Genomic DNA, 26,255 nt, shown 5'->3' with positions numbered 1-26,255 from the left:
CTATGAATACTTATGTTCCCTATGGAGACCTAAAAGGCAGCCGGCTGATACTGGCGGCTTTTGTGCTGGCGCTGGCGAACTTTATGGTCGTGCTGGACATGACCATCGCCAACGTTTCAGTCACCCATATTACAGGCAGTCTGGCGGTTTCCAGCTCACAGGGTACGTGGGTCATTACCTCCTATGCCGTGGCGGAAGCCATCTGTGTGCCGCTGACCGGCTGGCTGGCGGGGCGCTTTGGCGGGGTAAAAGTATTTACCCTCAGCTTGATTGGATTTACAGTCTTTTCAGTGCTTTGCGGCTTGTCGACCAGTTTGGAAATGCTGGTGTTTTGCCGAATTGGGCAGGGCCTGTTTGGCGGGCCAATTATGCCGCTCAGCCAAATGCTGCTGCTGCGGATTTTCCCGCCAGAGAAGCAGTCACAGGCCATGGGCATGTGGGCGATGACCACTGTCGTCGGGCCAATCTTAGGGCCAATCTTAGGCGGTTCCATCAGCGATAATTTATCTTGGCACTGGATTTTCTTTATCAATATTCCAGTGGGCATTGTCTGCGCTATGGCTGCGATGCGCCTGCTGAAACCAGCGGAAACAGAAACCGCAAAACTGAAGATTGATATGGGCGGTTTAATGCTGCTGGTGCTATGGATTGGCGCGCTGCAGCTGATGCTGGATTTAGGCCATGAACACGACTGGTTCAACAGTCCATTTATTGTGGTCTTGGCTTTAACGGCATTGATCGGGCTGATCGTGTTTACCATATGGGAGCTGACCGAACGGCATCCTGTGGTCAATATTCAAATTTTCAGATACAAGAGTTTTACGATTTCAGTATTGGCATTAGCCATGGGCTTTGGCGCATTCTTTGGCAGTATTGTGCTGATTCCGCAGTGGCTGCAGATTAATTTGGGCTATACAGCAACGTGGGCTGGCTATCTCACGGCAACCATGGGTTTTGGCAGTTTGACCATGTCGCCTTTGGTGGCAAAACTGGCGACCAAATATGACCAGCGCGCTTTGGCAAGTTTCGGCTTAAGCATATTGGGCGGGGTGACGCTAATGCGCGCCTTTTGGACGACCGATGCCGATTTCTTTGCACTGGCTTTGCCGCAAATTCTGCAGGGTTTTGCTGTGCCGTTTTTCTTTATTCCCTTGTCCAATATGGCAATGTCCGCAGTCAAGCCGCAGGAGTTGGCATCTGCGGCAGGCTTAATGAACTTTTTAAGAACCATGGCGGGCGCTATCGGCGCATCCATTGCGGTGACCATTTGGGATGATCACACTAAGCTAGCGCGCAGTGAGATGGTCGGCAGCCTGCATACGGAGGATGCTAAAGCTGCGCTGCAGCAGCAGGGCATGAGCAGCGAAACCATACAGGGTTATATTTCCAGCCTTGTGGATAAAGAGGCGCTGACCTTGTCAGCCAATCATGTGTTTTTATTGTTGTCATTTATTTTTATTACAGCGGCCTTGATCATTTGGCTTTGCCCGCGGCCGAAAACTGGAGCGGGTGGCGGCCATGCGCATTGAGTGACAGTTCTTGATAAAAAAAACCGCTTTTATAAGCGGTTTTTTTTATGGATGGGCAGCATGATAGCAAGAATGGATTACAGATCGGATTTCGCGCGTTTCAGTGCTGCTTGCCACTGCTGCAGATGATATTCACGCTGATCTGCATTCATTTTGGGTTCAAAAGCGCGTTCCAGCTGCCAAGACTGCGCAATCTCGTCTAAATTGGAAAATACTCCAGATTTTAAGCCAGCCATCGCGGCAGCGCCCCAAGCCGTGGATTCGAGCAGTTTCGGACGGAGTACTGGAACATTCAGAATATCGGCCTGAAACTGCATCAGCATGTCATTGGCGCATGCTCCGCCATCGACCCGAAGCTCTTTCAGCGGTTTGCAAATATCCGATTGCATGGCCGTCAGTACATCTGACACCTGAAAGGCAATGGCCTCTAAAGCAGCCCGAGCGATATGCGCCTTGCTGGTGCCGCGTGACATGCCGCAGAGCAGGGCGCGCGCCTCACTGTCCCAGTGAGGTGCGCCAAGGCCCGTAAATGCAGGCACTAAAACAACGCCATCTGTAGATTGAACTTGGCTGGCCAGCTTTTCTACTTCACTGCTTGTTTGAATGATGCCGAGGCCGTCACGTAGCCATTGCACGATAGCGCCAGCCATAAATACACTGCCTTCCAGTGCAAAAGTGGTCTGATTCTGTGCTTGCCAAGCGAGTGTAGACAGCAGTTTATTTTGGCTAAACTGAACCTCGTGCCCCGTGTTAAACAGCATAAAGCAGCCTGTGCCGTAGGTATTTTTCGCGGTTCCCGCTTCAAAGCAGGATTGGCCGAATAGCGCTGACTGCTGATCGCCTAAAATGCCGGTGATGGGGATATTAGCGCCAAGCAAGCCTGGCGCCGTATCTGCTACATAGCTGTCAGAACTGATGATTCTAGGTAAAATTGAAGCAGGAATTTTAAATAACTCCAGCAGCTCCTCATCCCATTGCTGGTTTTGCAAATTCATCAGCATGGTGCGTGAAGCATTGCTGGCCTCAATCACATGTTCTGCGCCTTGAGTTAAATTCCAAATCAGCCAGCTGTCTATGGTGCCAAAAGCAGCATGGCCTTGCTGCGCCAATTGACGCAGTCCAGAAATATTTTCCAGCAGCCAGACTAATTTGCCCGCACTGAAATAGGGGTCGATTCTTAGCCCCGTTTTTTGATGAATGCGATCATGCAGATTTTGCTGTATGAGCTGATTGCACCATTCTGCTGCGCGGCGGTCTTGCCAAATAATGGCAGGGGCAAGCGGCTTGCCTGTACGCTTGTCCCATACGACCGTCGTTTCGCGCTGATTGGTGAGCCCAATGGCTTTGATGTCTTTGGCTAGAATTCGTGCATTTGCTAAAGCTTGTTGTATAACGGCAATTTGTGAACTCCAAATCTCCTGCGCATCTTGTTCTACCCAGCCTGAATGCGGGGTATGTATACGTGTTTCGCGTTGCGCCGTTGCCTGAACTTGACCTTGTTCATTGAAAATAATGGCACGACTCGAAGTGGTTCCTTGGTCGAGTGCAAGTAAGTAGCTCATAAATTATTTTATTGTTTGACTTGAAAATTAAAATATTAGCGCAATTATGCTATTAAGCACATCAAGTTGTTTAAATGTTTAAAAAACGCATCGCGATATTAAACATTTGTGCTATGATTGCTAAGTACTTTGGGGGTGTTTCTGGCTTCGACGCTGGTGATGAAACTCATAGATGCATGCCGAGAGCGCATTTTCTCTCGTAAATCAAATTTGCATTTTTTAGTCGCAAACGACGAATCATACGCTCTAGCTGCCTAAGGGCAGCTTGTCCGCCTCTCCGAATACTTGTGGTTAGAGAGTCCGACTGAAGCGCACGCACACAAGTCCGTATAAAGCCAAGCCTCGGGGCTTTGTACTAAATTAAGAGGATCGCGATTTGTACCCTGTTCGTCGGGTCACAAAGAGTTAAAACAGTAGACGATATCTAAGCATGTAGTATTCTCGAGCGTAATGCTGGCGGACGCGGGTTCAACTCCCGCCACCTCCACCAAAATTCCATATAAAAAAGCCACTTTAAAAAGTGGCTTTTTTATTGCCTCGTTTTCGCAACATTTGATTTACTTATTAATTTTCAAATTAGATTCATCAACAATAAAATTTTCATAAATTTCAAGTTTTTTAAGAATTTCTGGTAGAACTTGATGAATTACTCTCATACCTGTTAATAATTCATTCATATAAATATCAGGATGAATTCTTGTTTTATTAACTCCTAAGCTCTCTGCTTCAGCTTCATGACCATTTGAATCATGATTGTCATAGATGAGGTTCATCAGCTCGGCTCGAAGAGGAATACCAGCTCGAAAAGCTTTTTCCTTGACAATATTGATCCATTTTTCAAATGAATGAGTGGTTTTAGCTTTAAACTTTTGAAAATTGGGTGCAAAAGATTCTAATGGTGGCTCAATTTTACTTGCTGCAAGTCCTAACAAGCATGGTTCAATGTTACATGCATCTGTATTTTCTAAACCCAAATCATCGTCATAAAAAAAGTCATAAATGTATGCCGCGTAGAAGCCATAAACATCATTAAGCGCGCTAAAAATTTTATAAATTAATGATGAATAAGGGTTTTCGTAAATCACTTCATATATAGAATTAAATGTTTCGTCATATTGCTTATCATCTATAGAAACCTCAAATTCTAAATCTAATTCTTGAGGATATTCAGGTGGGAAATTTACTCCCATTTGCTGCAAAGTTCTCAGTGTGGATTGAGTTAGAAGATCTAATTCATCATAAAGAGGTGTTGTTTCATAGCCAGTTTCTGCATTATCACGAACCGTTTCAGCAATAAATTGAGTCAATTTGTTCCATTTTTCGGCACTTTCAGTGGAACCTGTTAATAAAATAAACTCTGCTGAAAAATCACCTAAGTTAAGTAATTTTTTAAATTTTTCCTCCATTTCAAAAGATATATATTCACCCTTTTTCCATTTTGTAATTTGGGTAGGGGAAACTTCCAAAGCTTGGGCAAGCTCTTTTTGAGAGCATTTAAGCATTTTTAATGCTAGATCAATATATGGGATGCTATTCATAATAATTTAGTAAATAGATATAATTTTTACTAAATTAAATTTTTTGACTGGAATTTACAAGTATTTTATTGCAAGCGATTGGTAAATAATGATGATTTAGTGATCTAGATAACTGATGGTATCTTCGGTTGTTTCTGGGTGCTTATTTCTGGCAATCAATATGTCCTTAGTAAATGATTTTTATTAGATTTTATGAAATGAGCCCATTTGTATTAGTTTTATAGCGACATATTTTGACTTGCATCAGGTGTTTAAGGCTGAAATCGTTTTATTTTTCGGTAAACTATGGCGTGTCCTCATTTGGCTTTGTAGCAAATAAATAAGCACGCTAAGAACAACATGGACTTATAATTTCGAGCTAATTTTTCAAAACGTGTGGCAATACCGCGAAAATGTTTTAAACGAGCAAACATATTTTCAACAAGATGCCTTAAGCGATATAGGTGATGATCAAACTCTATGTTGGGTTTTCTGCTGTTAGATTTTCTCGGAATAATAAGAATCATCTTACGATGCCGAGTAACTTCACGCTTTCAAAAAGTTTATTTGATTTATGTATAGGTGCAACAAGATTATATACTGGAATTTCAGAGCAAAGAGAACTACCAATACAGCTTCCCTGCCTAGAAGAACAAACAAAAATCGCCAATTTCTTATCGAATCTTGACCAAAAAAATTGAAATCGTGGCACAGCAAATTGAGTAAGCAGAAACGTGGAAAAAGGCGTGTTACAGCATATGTTTGTTTAGTTTTTTTATTTTCATAGATTGAGTAGAATTACTGGATATTTAACACTTTATAAAATGTAAATTAGGCTGATTATGAAAAAAATTTTACTCTTTGCCTTTATGCTATTCCCAGTATTGGCGCAAGCACAAAGTTTCAAGTATCAAAAAACAGAGTCTGGGTTTAAAAATTACCAAGGGCAGGCAACTTTAACAGGAACTTTTTCACGCAACTTAGACCCAGAGTATTTGGATTATATGGGCGATGATATTTGCTTTGAACCCAACCAAGCATCATCTGTACTTATTCCTCGCCCAAAAGGTGATGAGCGAACTGTATGGTTCTGCTTTAGCAATTTTGACACAGCGAAAAAAACCTTTAAATTACCTAACAATATCAAAAAAGGGTATTGCGAGTATAAAGGTCAAGCAACCATTCAAATTAAAGACTACAAATTATTTATAGAAGAAACAGAAGGTTTTGACTTAACTCAATTGGTCTCAGCAAAAAATATTACGCCTACGAAAGCAATAAAATGTGAAGTACAAGAATAAGGTTTTCGAGTCTAAAATTATGAAAAAAATATTCATTTCAATGCTAATGGTTATGCCTATTTTAAGTCATGCACAAAATTTTTATTATGGAAAGCCTGCTACCATTTCAGGAAAATTAATTAAAATTAAAAGCCTTCATCCGAACCAAGAAACTTTTGGCGGTAATCAAATTGCTTTAGCACTAGATCAACAACTTAATGTAAATGGTGAAGAAGGCTTAGAAAAAACCAAACTGATTCAATTGGCGGATTCAAACATGCAACGCTATAACCAATATTTTAAGAAAGAAGGTAAAGCGATTGATGTGAAATGTTCTGAATTATTCCGCGCAGAAACAGCACATCACACAACAAAAGTACTGTGCTTTGTGGATTCAGTAAAATATAAATAATAGAGATAATAGAAAATGGCAGAACTTGAAGAACAACTTATTCAAAAATATGAAAATCTTTTATTAAAAGCACAACAATATAAAACTCCTGCATGTCACTATCCGCGATGAATCCGCTATACAGTCAAACTGTAAAACTTTAGAAAAATAGGAACAATATGAAAACAATAAAATTATCCGTTGTACTAACAGCAATCCTACTCCTTTCAGGGCTGAACCTAAGCTATGCATTATCTCCAATACAAAAACAATCATCCACTACGTCAATATTGCTCAATAAAAATACAATACTTGAAACGGCATATCCCTATACGCTGAGTAATGCCATGGCATACGTTGAACCTCAAGAACTAGATGACTATTTTAAAAAACTACCAAGTGAACAACTGGATACAAATGTACTCGGATTTATCCACCCAACGATCCAATTTAAAAATATCCAGGGTGAAGAGCGTTACCTTGTTATCGTTGAGAAAGTCGGCATTTCTGATGGATATATCCAAGGTTGTCGAGCTTGCTCGAGTACAGCTGATTTTTTACTTTATAAAAAGAAAAAGGATCAATTTATCTTGATCAATTCAGCAAAAGATCAAACCCAAATACCTTCAGCAAATGGGCATTTCAGCTTTAATTTTCAAATTGATCTACAAAACAACATACAGCCTTTTGGTATAGACAAAATGGGAAGTTATAGCAAAGCTTCATTTACTGGTGCAGGCGGACAAGAAGTTTCTATATGGTTTGCCTTGCTACTTCCAGATGTCGGTAAGATCCAAGCTTTAGAAATTGGTTCGGCTGGCGGTAGTACAGCAGGCTTTTATGCCGGCCGACCTCAACGTGCATCTAGTACAAGCTCTAAATTAAAGGTCGTTGTAAATAATTCAAAATATTATCCTATAGAAGTGACATACACTGACAAAGGCAAAGAAAACAAGCCATACAAAAGCATATTCAATTACAACACTCAAAAAGCTGAATATGTAGAAAAGACAGCTAAATAATAAAACTTTTTACATATGATTTCGGATACGGCCAACTCTTTTACCTTTAATCCATTGCCGAGGGCTAAACAGTTCTCCAGATTTATCGACAACTAGAATCCCAATAATAGGGGTAATGGCCGTTAAAACTAAAAGTGCTGTTGCTTGGCTTTCTCTTCGCTGTTTGGCTGTTTGACCACTTGGTTTAATGAGTGAAAATAAATTAATCACCCATAGAAAAGCGGGTGGGAACTTGGTAACCAAATCACTCGGTTATTATCTGCATAGCTATTTTTAATCAAGATGATCAATAAAATAAAAGAAACAACACCCGCTAAAACAGTGCCATATAGAGGATTTCTACCAAACATATGAAATAGAAAAATAATACCGAAAAATGCTGTTGGAATTAGAAAAGTGAGTCCAAGATTATCATAATCTCTAAAGACAATAATTTTTCTGTTTTTTTTCCGCACCTCAAAAAATCCCTAAAATGACAACTGAAAAGATTGCGGTTAAAACAATATTGTAGATATTGTATCCATCCATGTTCTTCCCGAAAAACAAAATTTTTTAATTTTTGACCATCCAAAATAAAAAATAGGATTATATAAATGATTAATTGGATAGTATTTATTAAAATAATTGAGTCAATACATACTGCGTAGAATATCGTTTAATTCGACTTTTTGAACAAAATCATTTTTTATTGGTGTATTAGTCCGCCCTCTCAGGCGGCAAACTGAATGCAATGTTGAAGTCCGGTCAATGTGATTTTTGCTCATGCCGCTGTAAATTAAAATGCCCGCAGCTGCGGGCATTTCACTGTCAGTCTTTTAAATACGGCAATAATTCAAACGCAGCCTTCAAGCCGTGGCCTGAATGACGCTGGCGATCGAATCTGCGACATAATCAATATTGTTCAAATTTAACCCTGCCACGCACATGCGTCCGCTGCGCACTAAATAAATGCCGTACTGATCTTTCAGCTGATCCACTTGCGCCGCAGTTAAACCGGTATAGCTGAACATGCCTTGCTGTTTCAGCAAATAGTCAAAATTATGTTCGGGCAGCGCTAAGCGCAATTTGCTGCTGAGCAATTCACGCATATGAATGATCCGCTCGCGCATTTCATTCAGTTCAGTCTGCCATAAGGCGTTCAGTTCAGGCGTATGCAATACATTTTCAACTAACAGCGCGCCTGTTGTGGCTGGGCTGGAGTAAATGCGGCGGACAGTGGCTTTCAGCTGGCCTAAAACTTTTTGCGCAGTGTCTGCATCATCGCAGACAAAGGTTAAACCGCCTACGCGTTCGCCATACAGGGAAAAGATTTTAGAAAATGAATTGCTGACAATAAAATTCATGCCGGATTGATCCAGTGCGCGGATGGCGTAGGCATCCTGCTCTAAGCCTTGACCAAAGCCCTGATACGCGATATCCAAAAATGGAATTAAATCCTGCTGCTTTAATACAGCAATGACTTGATCCCATTCAGCTGGCGTTAAATCCGCGCCTGTCGGGTTATGGCAGCAGGGGTGCAGCAGTACAATACTTTTTGCAGGAAGCGTACTGAGGGTGTCCAGCATGGCCGGCACATTTACGCCATTCGTCTTTTCATCAAAATATGGGTAAAAGTGGGATGCAATGCCTGCGCCGTTAAAAATCGCAATATGGTTTTCCCATGTCGGCTGGCTGACCCAAACATCAGACTGAGGAAAGTATTTTTTCAGAAAATCTGCGCCGACTTTCAGTGCGCCTGAACCGCCCAGCGTTTGAATCGTGACTGCGCGGCCATCACGGCGGGCTGGGCTGCCTTCGCCTAGCACTAATGCTTGCGTTGCCTGGTTATAAGGCTTTAGGCCATCCATGGGCAAATACAGCTTAACCTTGTCATTGCCTGCTTCAATATTTTTATAAGCGGCTTGGACAGACTTTAACTGCGGCACAATATTGCTTTCGTTGTAATACAGCCCAATACTTAAATTAACTTTCTGAGTCCGTTCATCTTTCACAAAGTCTTCCATCAAGGAAAGAATTGGATCACCGGCATAAGCATCTACATGTTGAAACATGGTTTAACCTTCTTTTTCGTGTTTACGCGCCGTCTTTATAAAAGACGGACATTATCCTTGGACAGTATTGCATGATCAGCGGTTTTTTTCTTTTGAAAGAAATAGGCAATCAGCAAAATTGAAATCCAGATGGGAATCATCCATACCGCAATCCGCATATCCGGTGTCAGGCTCATAATCAATAAAATGCCGCACATAAAGGCAATGCACAAATAATTGCTCAGCGGATAGGCAATGCTGGGAAACAGCGTCGGCGTATTCGTCGCGATCATGCGCTGTTTAAACTTCAAGTGCGTATACGAGATTACCACCCAGTTAATGACGATAGCCGCGACCACCAGCATCATCAGCAGGCTGAAGGCCTTTTCTGGAAATAAGTAATTGATCAGTACGCAGAGCAGGGTAAAAAATGCAGAGGCCATCACCGCATTTACAGGAATGCCGCGGTCATTAATTTTGCTGAAAAGCTTAGGCGCATTGCCTTGTTCTGCTAAGCCCAGCAGCATGCGGCTGGTGCAGTAATTGGTGCTGTTATAGACGGAAACCGCAGCGGTCAGCACGACAAAATTCAGCACCGTTGCTGCGGTTTGGCTGCCTAATGAATCAAAAATCAGTACAAAAGGACTGCCGCCTTGCGCCATTTGATTCCATGGGTACAGCGATAAAATAATCACCAGGCTCAAAATATAAAACAGCAGTACGCGGTAGACAATTTGGTTAATGGCTTTGGGTAAAGTGGTTTTTGGATTATCGGTTTCTGCAGCGGCAATGCCAACCAGTTCAATCCCGCCAAAGGCAAACATAATCATGGCCATGGCCATCACAAGGCCCATGACGCCATTCGGGAAAAAGCCGCCCAAGGCCCACAAATTGCTTAAATTGGAGCTTGCGGCGCCGTTGCCGCTGGCCAGCAAGTAACTGCCGAATGCAATCATGGCAATAATGGCGATGACCTTAATAATCGCGAGCCAGAACTCCATTTCGCCAAACAGTTTCACGTTGAGCAGGTTAATGACATTAATAAAAATGAAAAAGCCTAAAGCCGAGACCCAGGTCGGAACATCGGGCCACCAGTAATGAATATATAGGCCAATCGCGCTGAGCTCAGCCATGCAGACCAAAATATTCAGCACCCAATAGTTCCAGCCCGACATAAAGCCAGCAAATTTGCCCCAATATTTATAGGCAAAGTGGCTGAATGAACCGCTGACGGGTTCTTCAACAATCATTTCGCCTAATTGGCGCATCATTAAAAATGCGATCAGGCCTGCAATGGCATAGCCGAGAATGACCGAAGGGCCAGCCAGTTTGATCGTTTGCGCAATACCAAGGAATAAACCGGTGCCGATTGAACCGCCTAAAGCAATCAGCTGAATGTGGCGGCTGCTTAAACCTTTTTTCAGGTTTCCTTGTTGATGTTGAGGTGTTTGAGGCATTTGCTTCCATCATCCGTGTCGTGATCGTACTCTATCATTGAATGTCCGTATTCTTATTGTTTTGCTTGGGCCATCAGAGCAGTATCGTAATTTTTTGAAGATCATGCTCATAAAAAGAGCATTGCCTAGGCTCGGTTTGATTAAATGCCTAGGCAAGCCGCAGCATGGCTTTACAGTGCATACCTAAAATCAGGCATTGGCAATATCCAGTACGCCGCGCTTAATTTGGTCGCGTTCAATCGATTCAAACAAGGCTTTGAAATTGCCTTCGCCAAAACCGTCATCATCTTTGCGCTGAATAAATTCAAAAAAAACTGGGCCAAGCATATTTTCAGAGAAAATCTGAAGCAGCAGGCGGTGATTGCCATCTTTCGTATTGCCGTCCAGCAAGATGCCGCGTTTTTGCAGTTCCTTTGTCGGTTCGCCGTGATTTGGCAGGCGTTCCGGCAGCATGTCGTAATAGGTGCTAGGCGGCGGCGTCATAAATTTAGCGCCCAATGCTTTCAGCTTGTCCCAAGTGCCAAGCAGGTCATCGGTAATAAATGCGATATGCTGAATGCCTTCACCATTGAATTCACTTAAGAATTCTGCAATTTGCCCATTGCCTTTGTCTGAGTCTTCGTTCAGCGGGATACGGATTTTGCCGTCTGGCGCAGTCAGTGCTTTAGAGGTTAGGCCGGTATATTCACCCTTAATGTCAAAGTAGCGGATTTCTTGAAAATTAAAGATTTTCTCGTAAAAATTGGCCCAATAGTCCATACGGCCTTTATAAACATTATGGGTCAAATGGTCGATTTCTTTGAGGCCAGTTCCTGCGGGGTGCGGGTCTTTGCCTTCAATAAAGATAAAATCGCTTTCATAAATATCACGGTCAACCAGGAAAATAGGGGAACCGCCAATACCTTTAATGGCGGGAATGTTCAATTCCATTGGGCCGATTGTGCTGTAAATCGGTTCTGCGCCTAATTCAACGGCCTTATTAAATGCTTTCGCTGCATCTTTAGTTCTGAAACCCATTGCGCAGGCAGAAGGGCCGTGCTCTTTGTAAAAAAATGCCGCATAGGATTCAGGCTGATAATTCAAAATGATGTTGATATTGCCCTGACGCCATAAATACACATTTTTAGATTTATGCTTTGCGACTTTGCTGAAGCCGATGGTTTGAAAAATTGCATCCAGTTCACCGTCTTGAGAGACAAACTCAATAAATTCAAATCCGCAGAGTTCTAAAGGATTTGCTAACTCATTCATAAAACGTCCTCATTTTTTTCAGGCAATCCTATTGCCGTATTTAAGTTTGTTGTATAGCGCAAATGGACGTGCATACTTATGATATCTAACTAATTTTTATGACAATTCCATTTGCCTAAATTTAATTTTACGAACTTGCTGAAAGCAATTTCATGAAACATATTCGATAAAATCAATCTGTTGTTTCATCATAAAGCGGCAATAAAATTATTCAATACATAAATTAATTACGAAATACGTAATAAATATATTTTGTTGAGATGTTTATAATATAAAGTAATGAAATTAATAACAAAAAGTTTTAATGTTTAGAACAAGTTTATGCTTTTATTAATTGTTAAGTTTTGTAAGTCAATTCAGTGCTGAATTTATTGCAGTGCAAGGGCAGGCGTGCAAAATAAATTGATGCGCGTGCATGCGGGATAATTAAAGCCATGAGGCGAAATTGGTTTTTGACCATCTTAACGTTGCAATGCGCTAGGCTATATTGCTGCATCTTAAAGTTCTAAAGACTTGCTGTCCGCGTCCAGCAGCCATTTCTGAAAATGCATTAAAGACCATTCAAAGTCTGCTGTATTGCGCGTTGCGCATTCCCACCAAATACAGACTTTCCAGCCAGCCTGCAGCAGCTGCAGGGTGTGGGCCGTATCCCGTTCAACATTTTTTAGGATCTTCGGCTGCCAATAGTCCAAATTGCTTTTAGGCCAATGAAAATATTTGCAGTCATGCCGATGCCAAAAGCAGCCGTGTACAAAAATGACGGTATTGTACTTTTTCAGCACAATATCCGGCTTGCCTGCTAAGCTTTTATCATGCAGGCGGTAACGGTAGCCCAAATGATGCAGCGCTTTACGAATCAGAATTTCAGGCTTGGTATTTTTAGAATGGATGGCAGCCATGTTTTCTGAACGGGTCAGCGGTGTTTTTGCTGCTTTTTTTGCTTTGGCGGTCATGATTGCATTCCCTCTTTTAGCCGGTTCAGCTGGCGGGCGGTGAAAATCAGAGAATCAGTGCCGCGCCTGAATCTTCTTGCCCATCTGTCAATTTAGCGCATTTCTGCCGTCTTCAGTTCTGTATTTGCAAAGCGCTAAGCAGGGCATGCACACAGGTTTTAGCATGGGCTGAAAACTTAGCACTTTGGGTGCGGATGAACCAGGCTCAGCAGGGCAGCGGATAATTGCAAGACGGTTTCATAGTGCATTTAAAATCGGGAAATTGCGGCCTGTCCAAAATGAGAGGGAAAGAAAATGAATACTGAATAATATGCAGAGGGGGAGAAATAAATATTGTGAAATTGAAAAAATAACTGTACACGTATTTGTCTATCCCTATGATTGGGTATATGGCTTAAAACGTGCGGTTAATAAACTTTAAGTGAATAAAATAGGCAATGGTGAGAAGTTAGAGGTAAAAGCGAGGAATACTGCACCTATTTAAGGGAATGAAATTTACAGATGCAGTATATCTATTTTAGAAAAACAGCTTAGATTTCGCGCCAAACAGTATTTTGGTCTTTGAGTGAAATCATGAAGTTAAACTTATCATCATTGCTGACCAATAAGCCTTTAGGGGTGTGCATAACGACTTTCAGCACTGTGCCTTGTTCAAATGTCAGCGGTTCGCAGTTTTCTTTTTCCAGCGTGACCGGTTTAAGCAGTTCTATAATTAAGTTGTCCATTTTAATCCCCTTTAAATTTATATGGTTTGTTTTATGATATTAGCACATTCTATTGTTTTTTAACTCTTGTTGTAAATACTGCTGATCGTGTCATATAAAAAACCATAAATGAAGGGTAGTTAATATAAAAAATTATTCGCTTTTTAAGCGCCGCTTCATTTTAGTACTTTAGATTGAATCATAATCGCTGTATTTTTGAACTGAATAGCGCTGGAATTCCGCGGCTATTTTGAAAGCGCTGTACTTGGCGCGATCAGCCCGGTCTCTGCTGATCTGGCCGCAGACCGGGGCAGCCCTTATTCATGCAATGCAGGAAACATCCAAGCGAAAACAGGCAAAGGATGCGGTCTGAGAAAATAGCCTGCTCAGTCTGCTAATTTTTCATAGTTTAGATAAGCAACACCTTTTAAAAGCGTCATATCAAGCGCATGATGCAGAACAAACGCAACAAAATATCCGACAAAATTGCAAATTTTAAAAGAAAAATTAAGGTTTAAGTTTTAAGATCGATTCATATTCTTCATAGCAATAATAAAGGACACCAGCAGCAGAATGTTTAAATCCTTTTTTCCTCATCCAAAATGGTTTTTTGGATCGTTAATCCTATGGTTCGTCATTAATATCGCGCTTTGGTACAGCGGAGGCAACAGCTGGGGAACATTTCTAGGGATGCCGCAGGGCTATGCCTCTGCAGAATTGCCAATCGGGGTGAGCCGCTTTTGGGCGCCATCCTTCCTTTGGTTTTATTTATGGTTTTTTATTTCGACTGTCATATTTGCCCTTTTTTGGCAATTCAAGTCCAATAATCCATGGCAAAGATGGTCGGTATGGGGCTCGGCATTCATTCTGTTCAATATCTGGTTTGGCGTTCAGGTCAGCCTGGTGGTGAATGCTTGGTATAACCCGTTCTATGACCTCATTCAAAAAATGCTCAGTAATGGCGGCGGGGATGTCATGCTGCTGTACAGCGGTGTAATGACATTCTTATATGTGGCAATGGTTTATGTAACGACTGCGGTTCTTAATATATTCTTTGTGAATCATTATGTCTTTCGCTGGCGCACGGCAATGAACGATTATTACACGGCCAATTGGGGCAAGCTGCGCCAGATTGAAGGGGCTTCACAGCGTATTCAGGAAGATACCATGCGTTTTGCCAGAACATTGGAAGGGCTTGGCGTGAGTTTAATCGAGGCCCTGATGACTTTATTGGCCTTTTTGCCGGTTTTATTTTCACTGTCCTCCCATGTGAAGGCCTTGCCGATTGTCGGCGAAATCCCGCATGCCTTAATGTGGGCAGCGGTGACTTGGTCTGTGGCCGGCACTGTCATTTTGATGGCAGTGGGGTATAAGCTGCCGGGCTTAGAGTTCAATAACCAAAAGGTAGAAGCCGCCTACCGGAAGGAATTGGTCTATGGTGAAGATCATGCTGAGCGCGCAGATCCAGCAACCTTGAAAGAATTATTCAGCAAGGTGCGCTTTAACTATTTCCGACTGTATTTCCACTATACTTATTTCAATATGGTGCGTATCTGGTACATGCAGCTGGATAATTTGTATGGCCTATTTGTACTGTTTCCAAGTATTGCTGCAGGCGCCATTACACTGGGCCTAATGATGCAGATTTCTAACGTTTTCGGCAAAGTGCGTGAATCTTTCCAGTATTTAATCGCTTCTTGGCCAACCATCATCGAACTGCTGTCAATCTATAAGCGACTAAAAGCCTTTGAATCCACCTTGGATCAATAGTGGATTTATCTCTTAAGATTCCATCTGATGATTGCTAAAAAAGCCCGCGACGAGCGGGCTTTTTATTGGGCGGCTCAGCAACACAGCGGTAAAAGAGATTTAAATTGCTGCTTTTTAAACAAATAAAAAGGATGCATGGTTCAGGTAATTGGATAAATGGCCTGCTTGCTTGGCAGTTGTTTTTCAAAAACATAGATTGGTTCAATTAAAAAACACATGAAAAACAAAGTGTTGTATTTGAGATTTAAGGGTATTTGGTATATGTTCATTTTCTCAGCATGATTGAGAATATATGCGTGAATTTCAAAACATTATTGTTGATGTTTAGTGCAGGCATGGCGCTGCATGGCTGCGCGACTGTTGGAAAAACAGGTTCAGAAGCCTTTGATAAATATGCGTCGGCACAGCAGGTGATTGATCAAAAAAATATTAACGAAGCCAATGGCAGCGCCAAAGAATATGTCTATGCATGGGGAGCCAAGCATGGTGATGCTGAACCGCAGTCTCTGTATCCCCGCAAGTATTTAAGCAACTACTGCCATAGCCAAAATGGCAGCTTTTCCTTGCTGTATAAAAGTACGCTAAGTTTGGTTAAAGAGGCGAAGTCTAAAAATGCTTTAGCTGCGCATGCCAATATTAAGCAAGGCATTGGTGCTTATCAGTGTGCGCAGAAAAATGGCCAGCATTGGATCGTGTCCATTGAGCCTGTATCTGAATTGCGGTCATCGCAATTTGCAGATGCACGAGCTGTGCGCTTAAAGACCGATATGATGAGTGCAGATGAAGCGCGGCGCTTCTATAAAAACAGCAGTGCCAACGTGAATCCAAGTAAAAAAATGCCTGCCGCGCCTGCAGCAAAAAGCAGTGCAGTGAAAGCTCCTGTCAAAGAAGTTGAAGAGAAAAAAGACAGTACTGCTGCAGAGCCTGTGAAGCGGATGGCGCAACCTGCACTGACTGAGCAGCAGCAGCAAATGCAATATTATGTGGCTGCACGCCGTGATTTAGGGAAAGGGCAAAATCAGGTCAATGCGTGCAATAATGCGCAGCGTGCATATAACTATGGCAAGCTGCAGGGAACTGACGGCACGAAAGTCTATACAGAATCCGGCATGCTGGTAGCGCGCTGCTTAACCAGTGTACCCGCGTATAAAAACCGTTTTTCCAATTCAAAAGTGCAAGCAACGCGCATACTGCAGAATTTGTCTAATAATTACAATCATGCAGGCGCAAAGCATATGCTTGGCCAAATGAAGTAGTGTGAATGACGCAGCATCAATGAAGCCATCGAATGGTTCAGATGGTCTGACGTGAATGTGCGGATTAGCAGATAACCGCTAAGTGCAGAAATGCTTAGCGGTTTTTAATTTTGGCTTTGAAAGCTTCTGATGGTTTAGATGCTGATTGAAGCGCCTAAGGCTTTTGCAAATTGCGCCATCCATGCAGGATGTGCAGGCCAAGCGGGCGCTGTCACCAAATGGCCATCGGTTACAGCTTCAGTCACGGCAATATCCGCATACGTTCCACCCGCCAGTTTTACTTCCGCTGCGCAGGCTGGATAAGCAGAACATAGACGGCCTTTTAGGACATCGGCTGCAGCTAAAAGCTGTGCGCCGTGGCAGACTGAGGCAATCGGCTTTTCCGCAGCGTCAAATTCACGCACAATTTCCACCACGCGGCCATTCATGCGTAAATATTCAGGCGCCCGTCCGCCCGGAATCACCAAGCCGGTATAATCCTGAGTGTTGACTGCGCTAAAATCATAATTGATGGCAAAGTTATGGCCGCGTTTTTCGCTATAGGTTTGCTCACCTTCAAAGTCGTGAATGGCAGTGGCAATGCTGCCGCCGGCTTTTTTATCCGGACAAACTGCGTGTACGGTATAGCCAAGCGCCGTCAGGAACTGAAAAGGCACCATGGTCTCATAGTCTTCGGCATAGTCGCCCACCAGCATTAAAATTTGTTTGGCCATGTTTTTTCCCTCTGTTTAGATGTGATTTATATTGCTTTTTCAATGACCATAGCACATGCGGGAGGTTTAGAAAAATCAGTAAGCATTGCTCTTTAGTCGAAGCAAGCTGCTGCATCAAATCATCAGGTTTTTATGCAGGATGCATCACGGGTGTTATTTTACAGAGTCGTAACAGGTGCACCGCCATACTTTGTGATACAAAGAGGTGGAATATTCACTGGAGTTTGCTTTATGTCACGCAATGTTTTCACTGCTGTACGCCCAAAAAAATCCCGCATGGGCTGCCTGAGCTTGATGGCCGTATTTCTATGTGGAGTCAGCCAGATTGCCGCAGCAGGGCCAACGGTGGATCAGCTTAGTGACTGTTTGGTGAAATCAACCACAGCTGCAGATAAAACCGCCGTATTGCAATGGACATTTAGCGCTTTGTCGGCTCATCCAGACTTAAAGGCATACAGTCAGGTGACAGATGCACAGCGGACTCAGCTGGATAAAAATTTAGCGCAGACTTTGCAGCGGATTTTGACGGAGCAGTGTTCTGCTCAGGCCAAAGCGGTGATTAAGGCTGAAGGCATGCAGGCCGTGGGTGAGAGTTTTCAGGAACTTGGCAGCATCACGGGCGAAGAAATTTTGAAGAATCCTGAAGTGAAATCGCAGTTGCAAGGCGTGCTGCGCTATGTGGATATGAATAAATTGGTGATGACCTTTTTAACGCCTGAGCTTTGGAATAAACTGGGTTCGACTCGACAATAAATCCATCGGGTTATTTAAAGATTGAAAAGATAATTTTAAATAGCCCCAAAATAGGATAGGAGATGAATTTGATGCCATAGAGTAAGCCTATTCCTCGCTGTTTTTTTGGTGAATAGACTTCAGGCTGTGTGGGCTTTTTACGCCATTTGAGATGGGTCAGCATCACAATGATAAGGATTAGAATCAGTCCAAGGGCACATTGAATGATAGATTGTAAAAGTTCTGGTGCCATTTTTGTTTTTCTTTAATGTTTTTGATTTTATAGCATAAATAGTAATCCTCTCCCTAGCCCTCTCCTAAAAGGAGAGGGAACATTCAATATTAAATTCATGCTCGTGTTTAATTGCTCATGAACGCTCCTTCTCTCACTAGGATCAGCCTTTTTCGGCTTTGAGTTTTGGCCGCAGCAAGACTGTGCTAAGGAATGTTCAATATTATAAATTTGATGAAATCAGTGTTGTTTTGCCAATTGAAGCAATTAAGAAAAATCGCAACACAAGATGGCAAGCTAAAGCGAAATTATGAAAATTCTGCGGTTTTGGCCTGCATATTTATTTGATGATTTCACGGAACCTCAACACGCCTTATTTTAGAACAATTTGAATTTCAGCAGTCATTTAACAGGCAGCTGAAAGGATAGATGGTATATTTTCTTGCGATGGCCGATAGGCCTCTCTCAATCACAGCAGCTGGCACAGACTTGTTTGGCCAGCCGCGGGCAGAATCCCTTGACGTTTTATGTTTGGGCCAGAGCTGTAATGTGAATATTAAGGCTCACTTTACCGGAATCATTAAGTGCTGATAAGGTGTTCCGGGCCACATGATGTAAGGTATGCTGGTGTCCGGCTGGGCACTCTTAGGATACATATCATAAAAGCCGGGTTTCGCGCCGACAATCATGACATGGGGGCCGGTCTTGATCCAATGGTTGCCTGCGGTTGGCTTTTGGGCATAAGGATCAACATTGCTGGCATCGGTTCCGCCTTCCAGCATGTACATAAAGCCAATTTTACCGGCTTTGGGCGGCTGGTGACCCATCCAGGCTTCTGCCCATTCCAAAGCCGCCTTGTCCATGCACATCGGGTCCGGGCCTGGGGTCGCTGGATTATCAGGCATGCAGGTAAAGTTGTTATGGCCTTTACGCAAGGTATGCATCTTGCCATCTTTGCCCATGGCCACAATGGTTGCTGCTGCAGCCACTTTTTTTGGCGCTGCGCTCATTGCGCTCGCAATAGCTTTTTGGTCAGCTGCTGCGGTGCTGCCGTGAGTAGCAGCCTTGGTCTGCGCTGCAAAGAGGTTAGGTGCTGATAGGACAATACAACTGGTAAGAATTAATATTTTAGGGAAATTCATGGTCTATTCTCCAAATAGGAGGTTATGTTTGTGACCCCTGACTCAAGTGATATGAAACATTTGCCCTATAGCTAAAAATGAAATGAAGCGGCGCATCATTATTCTTGTTTAGTGAGTTATTTTTAACCATATTCGGTGTTTTCAGCAATATGATGTACAGCAATGCACAAAATTCATAACAAATAAAATCAAGAGGACACAAGAAGTTACCAACATAGAATACTGTGGTTCGCTTTAGTCGGGTGAGCATCAAACAGCATGATGTCAATTCAATGTTTTAGAACCTATTTTATGCTCATGAATAGTTAAATTTTGCATCTAAAAAAGGCGAAATCGAGTTGTGGGTAGATGTAAATGGAAGCATTTAACCTGAATACTGCCGACAATGGCGTATAAATGCCGCATAGGGATAGCGGTTGAAGCAATACAAATATGGACAGTTCAGCTCAGAATAAACAATGTTAGTGACTTACAGATCTTTAGTAGCTTACTCTGTCAGATTCCAAAAGATCGGCAAGTGGATTTTGTTTATTTCGCTGGTGTTGATGACACCAAACACGGTAATAATCTATCTCTTGCGCGTAATAAGCTTATTTTTTAAAAAGAAGAGGGAATATTCATTATTAAATTCATGATATCAAATAATTTGTAATGGAAGGTTCCTCCCCCTCCCGCAGAGGGAGGGAATACTTCTTCAATATTCAAGTTTTTGATGGAGGCTATTTTTTGATAGCCATATTAAAAAATTTTTTAGATAACAGAAAAACTTAAATCACTTTTATTTTCAATTTTTTCTAAATCTATTAAAAAATCTTCATACTTATAATCTCTTGGTAAATATGAAAAAGATTTAAGGAAAAAGTAATTCTCTTTCGTCATAAACTTTTTACTAAGTTGTCTTGAAATTTCTAAAGAATTTTCAAAGGTTATCTCTGAGCTTAAATTTAAATATTTAATACCGACTGAAGTGTGTGAGATAGAAGCTCCTAGTAATATTAATTCATTCATATATGCAGTAGTGTCTTCATCCCATCCGTATATAGTTACCGGTCCGATAGATACCCCAGCAATATAATTCTTATGTTTTTCAAGCCAATCTTCAGTTTCTTGTAGAGTCTTCTTTGTTTCTCCAGCATATAATAGAATGTTAATTTTAATTTTAATCCCAATTTCATGAGCTTTAATTATTAATTTAGATGCTCGTTCTAAATAAACTTGGGGATTACTAGTTTTTTTCATTGATATTAGTTGCTGATGGGATGCACTTTCTAAACCTAAATCTAAAACAGTTAATCCTGCTTCAGATAAATGTAGAAGGTTTTCAGGACTAATTGAATCAATACGTCCTTCTGTACGCCATCTGATTTTTAATCCTTCCTCCTTCAATTTCTCATTTAGTTGAACAGCCCATTTTCGATTGGGTGTAAACATGGAGGTTTCAAAGTATGGAGTAATTTCGTTTGTATTGTTTGAAAGTATGAAATGTTTAAGTTCATTTATGAGCTGTGTTACAGGTTTTAAAGGGGTTAATTTTTCATCTTTTTCTTGACAAAAAGCACAACCCATACCGCATCCGCGAGAAATTTCGAAACTTGGTTGATAAAGATGACTTTCATGTAATAGTTTGTAGTTAAGTTGATAATGTTCTGATACCTTTTTCAGAAACGTTATGCCGTATTTAGAAAGTACAGCAGGTAGTTTAATCTCTCCTAATCCTGGAATGATTTGATCAACAGGCGGAAGCACTTTCTTGATATTCTCTACTGAGTCTCCTACGACCCAACGACCACCAATAATAACTTTTTGTTCAGGTTTGACTCGATATATCAAATTAATAAACTCTTTTGCCCAATCTAAGGCATAAAAACTTGGAATAGATAAAAAAAGAGGATAGTTAGAATCTAAAAAGTTATATTCATCGATACAGATTTGAAGAGTTCTTTGGGGACTATAAAAAAGTCCTTGGATTTGTATTGCAGGAAGATTTTGCTCTTTTAAAAGAGTCGCTAATGAAAGTAGGCCATAGTTTAAATATCTATGTTTTAATGAGAAAGGTGTTTTTTTCTTTCTAGTGATAGTTTGCCCGGCACTAATACAAAAAAAATAAGTATTCAACATTTGTTTTCTTTTGTAAGGAATTGTAGTGTTAATTATACAAAAAAACCCGCTCTAAAGCGGGTTTTTTTTAAAATAGATCAGATCAACCAATCAATTTTTTCATCAATTCATTCACTTGCGCAGGGTTAGCTTTACCTTTCGCTGCTTTCATCACTTGACCCACAAGACCATTGAAAGCTTTCTCTTTACCAGATTTATACTCTTCAACCATCTTCTCGTTCGCAGCAAGTACGTCTTTAATAATTGCTTCAACTGCGCCTGTATCAGTTTCCTGTTTCAAGCCTTTTTCAGCAATAATTTCGTCCGCAGTTTTGCCTTCTTCCCACATAAAGCCGAACACTTGCTTCGCAATCTTACCGTTAATGGTGTTGTCCACAATACGCGCGATCATGCCGCCAAGTTTTTCTGCTGTTACAGGAGCATCAGCTAATTCTAAGCCTGCTTTGTTTAAAGCGCCTGAGAATTCGCCCATTACCCAGTTAGCAGCCACTTTACCTTGCGCAGCGCCGCCCGCAGCATTTACTACAGCTTCGTAAAACTCTGACATTTCACGAGTCAGCGTTAAAACGTGCGCATCGTATTCAGTCACGCCAAAGTCAGCGACAAAGCGTTCACGGCGTGCAGCAGGCAATTCAGGAAGGGCAGCACGTGCCGCTTCAATTTGCGCATCTGCAATCACAACAGGCAATAAGTCAGGGTCTGGGAAATAACGGTAATCGTTCGCTTCTTCTTTCGAACGCATAGAACGCGTTTCCATCTTCACAGGGTCGAACAAACGCGTTTCTTGGTCAATGGTGCCATCCCATTCCAAGATTTCCATTTGACGTTCAATTTCAACGTTAATTGCTTGTTCAATGAAACGGAATGAGTTGAGGTTTTTCAGCTCACAGCGTGTACCAAACTCATTGCCCGGACGGCGTAAAGACACGTTGCAGTCACAGCGGAACGAACCTTCCGCCATGTTGCCGTCAGAAATGCCTAACCAGCGTACCAACGTGTGAATCGACTTAATGTAAGCCACAGCTTCTTCAACTGAACGCATATCCGGTTCAGAGACGATTTCGAGCAGAGGCGTACCTGCGCGGTTCAAGTCGATGCCTGACATGCCTTCAAATTGGTCATGGATGGATTTACCAGCATCTTCCTCAAGGTGCGCACGGGTCACGCCAATGCGTTTTACCGTGCCATCTTCAAGCTGGATGTCGATATGGCCCAAGCCCACAATAGGGTTGTCCATCTGGCTGATTTGGTAGCCTTTAGGTGAGTCTGGGTAGAAGTAGTTTTTACGCGCAAACACAGAGGCTTGGTCAATGTACGCATCAATCCCCAAACCAAAGCGGATCGCAAGATCAACCACTTCTTTGTTGAGTACTGGCAATACGCCAGGCATGGCCAAATCAACAAGGCTCGCTTGTGTATTTGGGTCTTGACCAAACGTGGTTGAAGAGCCAGAGAAGATTTTGGTATTGGTGGCAAGCTGAGTGTGAATCTCGATGCCAATCACCACTTCCCAGCCATCAATCAGGTTAGATTTTGGTTTAGCCGATTTTTGAGCTTGAGCCATTATGCATTCTCCTCAGCAATTGCCGCGCGTTTTGTATGCCAATCGGTTGCTTGCTGGTACTGATGCACCACAGACAATAATTGAGATTCTGACCAGTAGTTGCCAATCAGCTGTAGGCCCACAGGCAGGCTGTCTTTGTCAAAACCGACCGGGGCATTGATTGCAGGAAGGCCCGCAAGGTTGACTGCGATGGTATAAATGTCACCTAAGTACATCTCAACCTGAGACAGGTTTGCACCGATTCTATATGCAGTTGTTGGTGCAGAAGGAGCAGCAATCACATCCACAGTTTCAAAGGCTTTTAAGAAGTCTTGCTGAATTAAACGGCGTACTTTTTGCGCTTTTACATAGTAGGCGTCGTAGTAACCCGCAGAAAGTGCGTAAGTACCAATCAAAATGCGCTGCTGAACTTCTTTACCAAAACCTTCAGAACGTGAACGCTTGTACAAATCCATCAAGTCCACAGGATTTTCTGCACGGTAGCCGTAACGCACGCCGTCAAAACGTGACAGGTTTGAAGAGGCTTCAGCAGGGGCAATCAGGTAATACGTCGGCACATAGCTTTCAGTCATGTTGAGGTCAATCTCAACCAAGGTTGCGCCCATTTCTTCCAATTTTTTCAAAGATTCTTCAACGCGCGCTTTGACATCGGCATCTAAACCAGCGGTATTGAAATACTGTTTAGGAATGCCAATGCGCAGGCCTTTTACAGAGGTGCCGTTTAAGTTTGCAACGTAATCATCAACATTTTTTTCAACCGATGTTGAATCTTTGGCGTCATGGCCCGCCATCACGTTCATCAGGTAAGCGCAGTCTTCAGCCGAACGCGCCATTGGGCCGCCTTGGTCTAAAGATGATGCATAAGCGATCATACCAAAGCGAGAAACACGGCCATATGTCGGTTTAAGACCTGTCAAACCGCAGAAAGATGCAGGCTGACGAATAGAACCGCCTGTGTCTGTACCTGTAGCAAACGGAGCAAGGTCAGCAGCAACAGCAGCAGCAGAACCGCCTGAAGAGCCGCCAGGAACGTGGTCCAGCGCCCAAGGGTTTGCCGTCGCGCCAAAGTAAGATGATTCAGAGGTAGAGCCCATGGCGAATTCATCCATGTTCACTTTACCCAACGTCACCAAACCGGCAACTTTGCCTTTCGCTACAACGGTGGCGTCGTAAGGAGAGATAAAGTTGTCCAGCATTTTAGAGCCGGCTGTAGTTTTAATGCCGTGCGTACAGAAAATATCTTTATGCGCAATTGGCACGCCAGTCAGCACTGTAGCGCCGCCAGCTTTACGCAAAGCGTCGGCTGCATCTGCTTCAGCCAAAGCCTGTTCAGCGGTGACGGTGACATACGACTGTACTCGTGCATCGATTTTTTCAATGCGTTTTAAATAGTGTTCGGTCAGTTCGCGAGAAGAAAATTTAGCCGCAGCTAAGCCTTCTGTCAGTTCACGAACGGATAAGCGGTGTAAATCTGTCATGAGAAATAATTCTTTACGTTTAATTTTAAGAAAATAGATGGACTGAGCAGTAATTACTCAATTACGCGCGGAACAAGGTACAAGCCGTCTTGCGTTGCAGGTGCAATGAATTGATATTCCTCACGATGATTTTCTTCAGTCACCACATCTTCACGTAATGGCTGCGGGTGGTCGAATGGACTTTTCAGCGGTTCAACACCGTCAGTATTGATGCCTTTTAAAGTTTCCATCATGCCTAAAATTTTATTTAAACTTTGAGCATATTCAGCAGATTGCGCCTCATTCAGCGATAATCGCGCCAAATGGGCAATTGCTGAAACTGTTTTTGCATTGAGATCTGCAGACTGCTGTGCATCCGATGTAGACATAACATTACCTAATCAGTATTAAAAAATTTCAAATTATCGTGCGTTATAATAAGCGATTGACTTGTTCAAATCATCACATTTAGTTAAAGTTGCCACCTTGCGTCCACATAAAGTTTAATCGAGAACGTCTCCGTGATTCTAAAAAGACTAATTGGCTTGTTTTCGCCCGATCTAGCCATTGATTTAGGTACAGCAAATACACTTATTTATGCGCCAGGACGAGGCATTATATTAAATGAACCGACGGTTGTGGCGATTCGCCACAGCGGCTCACAAAAAATTGTATCGGCAGTCGGCCTTGATGCTAAGCAGATGCTAGGCCGTACACCCGCGAATATTTCTGCAATCCGCCCAATGAAAGACGGTGTGATTGCGGATTTTGAAGTGACGGAAACCATGCTGAACCAGTTTATTGGCAAAGTGCATGAAAAACGCCTGTTTCCGCCAGCGCCGCGTGTCGTGGTCTGTGTGCCGTGCAAATCAACCTTGGTAGAGCGCCGCGCGATCCGTGAAGCGGTTTATAACGCCGGCGCGCGCGATGTGCGTTTAATTGAAGAGCCAATGGCGGCGGCGATTGGTGCCGGCATGCCGGTCGAGCAGGCTTGCGGTTCGATGGTGGTTGATGTGGGCGGCGGTACAACAGAAATTGCCATTATTTCATTGCAGGGCTGTGTCTATGCAGACTCATTGCGTATTGGTGGCGATGTCTTTGATGAACAGATCATTAATTATGTCCGTAAAGCGCATGGCTGTGTCATTGGTGAAACCACGGCTGAAACCATTAAAAAAGAAGTAGGCATGGCGCTTCCTGAAGAAGGCGCAAAAGCGCTGGAAATTGAAGTCCGCGGCCGCAACCTTGCAGAAGGCGTACCTCGCGCGATTACAGTGACTTCGGATGAAATTACCCAAGCGATTTCTGATCCGCTGCAAAGCATTGTGTCTGCAGTGAAATCTGCGCTGGAGCAGACGCCTCCTGAACTGTCGTCAGATATTGCAGAGCGCGGTATTGTATTGACAGGCGGCGGCGCATTGCTTCGCAATCTGGATAAATTGCTAGCGAAAGAAACAGGCTTGCCGGTGGTGGTTGCCGAGGATCCATTAACTTGTGTCACTCGCGGCGGCGGTAAAGTACTCGATTTCTTCGATAATCCAAATCACGATATGCTGTTTGTAGGCTAAGACAAGG

The 26,255-nt window shown here is 42.7% G+C and carries 21 protein-coding genes, 1 other RNA gene and 2 pseudogenes; 10 read left to right on the top strand and 14 right to left on the bottom strand.

Translation table 11 applies throughout. The features are described 5' to 3' along the window. Nucleotides 1-2 precede the first annotated feature (2 nt). Entirely contained in the window at nt 3-1,529 is a 1,527-nt protein-coding gene (locus F941_RS12150; protein ID WP_005011701.1) for a DHA2 family efflux MFS transporter permease subunit, read from the top strand. Nucleotides 1,530-1,606: 77 nt separating this feature from the next. Here F941_RS12150 and glpK read toward each other — a convergent pair whose 3' ends face one another. Then, nucleotides 1,607-3,091: a glycerol kinase GlpK gene (gene glpK, locus F941_RS12145; RefSeq protein WP_005011699.1), complete on the bottom strand. Its 1,485-nt coding sequence runs from the start codon at nt 3,089-3,091 to the stop codon at nt 1,607-1,609. A gap of 131 nt (nt 3,092-3,222) precedes the next feature. Between glpK and ssrA the strand changes: the two genes are divergently transcribed. Continuing rightward, nucleotides 3,223-3,581: a transfer-messenger RNA gene (gene ssrA / locus F941_RS16285) on the top strand. A 67-nt stretch (nt 3,582-3,648) separates the two neighbouring features. Here the strand turns inward: ssrA and F941_RS12140 are convergent. Together F941_RS12140 and F941_RS16280 are read right to left on the bottom strand one after the other, a co-directional pair. Next, complete coding sequence (locus tag F941_RS12140) at nt 3,649-4,629, bottom strand: helix-turn-helix domain-containing protein (RefSeq protein ID WP_005011698.1); 981 nt, start codon at nt 4,627-4,629, stop codon at nt 3,649-3,651. 296 nt (nt 4,630-4,925) lie between these two features. Beyond that, nucleotides 4,926-5,126 (bottom strand): annotated as a pseudogene (locus F941_RS16280) (transposase); the annotation flags it as partial. Between F941_RS16280 and F941_RS16275 the strand changes: the two are divergent. The 4 genes and pseudogenes from F941_RS16275 to F941_RS12125 all read left to right on the top strand — a co-directional run bounded on the left by F941_RS16275 (nt 5,076) and on the right by F941_RS12125 (nt 7,301). Then, nucleotides 5,076-5,378, top strand: a pseudogene (locus tag F941_RS16275) (restriction endonuclease subunit S). The pseudogenes F941_RS16280 and F941_RS16275 overlap by 51 nt on opposite strands. A 72-nt stretch (nt 5,379-5,450) precedes the next feature. Then, a complete protein-coding gene (locus F941_RS12135) occupies nt 5,451-5,909 on the top strand; it encodes a hypothetical protein (protein ID WP_005011697.1) in 459 nt (152 codons plus the stop codon). Nucleotides 5,910-5,961: 52 nt separating this feature from the next. Next, complete coding sequence (locus tag F941_RS12130) at nt 5,962-6,300, top strand: DUF4431 domain-containing protein (protein WP_228128348.1); 339 nt, start codon at nt 5,962-5,964, stop codon at nt 6,298-6,300. A 158-nt stretch (nt 6,301-6,458) separates the two neighbouring features. Continuing rightward, complete coding sequence (locus F941_RS12125; RefSeq protein ID WP_005011692.1) at nt 6,459-7,301, top strand: hypothetical protein; 843 nt, start codon at nt 6,459-6,461, stop codon at nt 7,299-7,301. Between the two features lie 845 nt (nt 7,302-8,146). Here F941_RS12125 and F941_RS12120 read toward each other — a convergent pair. The 5 genes from F941_RS12120 to F941_RS12100 form a co-directional block, all read right to left on the bottom strand. Next, complete coding sequence (locus F941_RS12120) at nt 8,147-9,352, bottom strand: amino acid aminotransferase (RefSeq protein ID WP_005011691.1); 1,206 nt, start codon at nt 9,350-9,352, stop codon at nt 8,147-8,149. A 35-nt stretch (nt 9,353-9,387) separates the two neighbouring features. Then, the gene (locus F941_RS12115) at nt 9,388-10,788 is read right to left on the bottom strand and encodes an amino acid permease (RefSeq protein WP_005011690.1); all 1,401 of its coding nucleotides are present in this window, start codon (nt 10,786-10,788) and stop codon (nt 9,388-9,390) included. 189 nt (nt 10,789-10,977) lie between these two features. Further along, complete coding sequence (gene hppD / locus F941_RS12110) at nt 10,978-12,039, bottom strand: 4-hydroxyphenylpyruvate dioxygenase (protein ID WP_005011689.1); 1,062 nt, start codon at nt 12,037-12,039, stop codon at nt 10,978-10,980. Between the two features lie 497 nt (nt 12,040-12,536). Beyond that, a complete protein-coding gene (locus tag F941_RS12105) occupies nt 12,537-12,992 on the bottom strand; it encodes a very short patch repair endonuclease (RefSeq protein ID WP_005011688.1) in 456 nt (151 codons plus the stop codon). A 530-nt stretch (nt 12,993-13,522) separates the two neighbouring features. Then, nucleotides 13,523-13,717 (bottom strand): hypothetical protein, encoded by a 195-nt coding sequence (locus tag F941_RS12100; protein WP_005011685.1) that lies wholly within the window; start codon nt 13,715-13,717, stop codon nt 13,523-13,525. 552 nt (nt 13,718-14,269) lie between these two features. On the opposite strand from F941_RS12100, the gene sbmA reads away from it, so the two are divergent. Then, entirely contained in the window at nt 14,270-15,466 is a 1,197-nt protein-coding gene (gene sbmA / locus F941_RS12095; protein WP_005011683.1) for a peptide antibiotic transporter SbmA, read from the top strand. Nucleotides 15,467-15,744: 278 nt separating this feature from the next. Next, entirely contained in the window at nt 15,745-16,722 is a 978-nt protein-coding gene (locus F941_RS12090; protein ID WP_005011680.1) for a hypothetical protein, read from the top strand. Nucleotides 16,723-16,856: 134 nt separating this feature from the next. On the opposite strand, the gene F941_RS12085 is transcribed toward F941_RS12090, so the two are convergent. Then, nucleotides 16,857-17,435, bottom strand: a complete 579-nt coding sequence (locus F941_RS12085) for a DJ-1/PfpI family protein (protein ID WP_005011679.1) — start codon at nt 17,433-17,435, stop codon at nt 16,857-16,859. A gap of 231 nt (nt 17,436-17,666) precedes the next feature. On the opposite strand from F941_RS12085, the gene F941_RS12080 reads away from it, so the two are divergent. After that, the gene (locus F941_RS12080; RefSeq protein ID WP_005011677.1) at nt 17,667-18,188 is read left to right on the top strand and encodes a hypothetical protein; all 522 of its coding nucleotides are present in this window, start codon (nt 17,667-17,669) and stop codon (nt 18,186-18,188) included. Between the two features lie 774 nt (nt 18,189-18,962). Here the strand turns inward: F941_RS12080 and F941_RS12070 are convergent. The 5 genes from F941_RS12070 to gatC all read right to left on the bottom strand — a co-directional run bounded on the left by F941_RS12070 (nt 18,963) and on the right by gatC (nt 25,069). After that, nucleotides 18,963-19,409: a hypothetical protein gene (locus F941_RS12070; protein WP_228128347.1), complete on the bottom strand. Its 447-nt coding sequence runs from the start codon at nt 19,407-19,409 to the stop codon at nt 18,963-18,965. 882 nt (nt 19,410-20,291) lie between these two features. Beyond that, the gene (locus F941_RS12060) at nt 20,292-21,659 is read right to left on the bottom strand and encodes a B12-binding domain-containing radical SAM protein (protein ID WP_005011672.1); all 1,368 of its coding nucleotides are present in this window, start codon (nt 21,657-21,659) and stop codon (nt 20,292-20,294) included. A gap of 82 nt (nt 21,660-21,741) precedes the next feature. Further along, entirely contained in the window at nt 21,742-23,223 is a 1,482-nt protein-coding gene (gene gatB, locus F941_RS12055; protein ID WP_005011671.1) for an Asp-tRNA(Asn)/Glu-tRNA(Gln) amidotransferase subunit GatB, read from the bottom strand. Then, a complete protein-coding gene (gatA, locus tag F941_RS12050) occupies nt 23,223-24,701 on the bottom strand; it encodes an Asp-tRNA(Asn)/Glu-tRNA(Gln) amidotransferase subunit GatA (RefSeq protein ID WP_005011669.1) in 1,479 nt (492 codons plus the stop codon). Before gatA ends, gatB begins: the two co-directional genes overlap by 1 nt. 53 nt (nt 24,702-24,754) lie before the next feature. Continuing rightward, nucleotides 24,755-25,069 (bottom strand): Asp-tRNA(Asn)/Glu-tRNA(Gln) amidotransferase subunit GatC, encoded by a 315-nt coding sequence (gene gatC / locus F941_RS12045; RefSeq protein WP_005011668.1) that lies wholly within the window; start codon nt 25,067-25,069, stop codon nt 24,755-24,757. Nucleotides 25,070-25,201: 132 nt separating this feature from the next. Here gatC and F941_RS12040 point away from each other — a divergent pair, with 132 nt between their 5' ends. Beyond that, nucleotides 25,202-26,248: a rod shape-determining protein gene (locus F941_RS12040; RefSeq protein ID WP_005011659.1), complete on the top strand. Its 1,047-nt coding sequence runs from the start codon at nt 25,202-25,204 to the stop codon at nt 26,246-26,248. Nucleotides 26,249-26,255: the final 7 nt, after the last annotated feature.

Origin of the sequence: Acinetobacter bouvetii DSM 14964 = CIP 107468 (genome assembly GCF_000368865.1) — a bacterium.
GTDB lineage: Bacteria > Pseudomonadota > Gammaproteobacteria > Pseudomonadales > Moraxellaceae > Acinetobacter > Acinetobacter bouvetii.
Note: the sequence above shows the minus strand (reverse complement) of the source record. Positions and strands in the feature narration are given on the sequence as shown.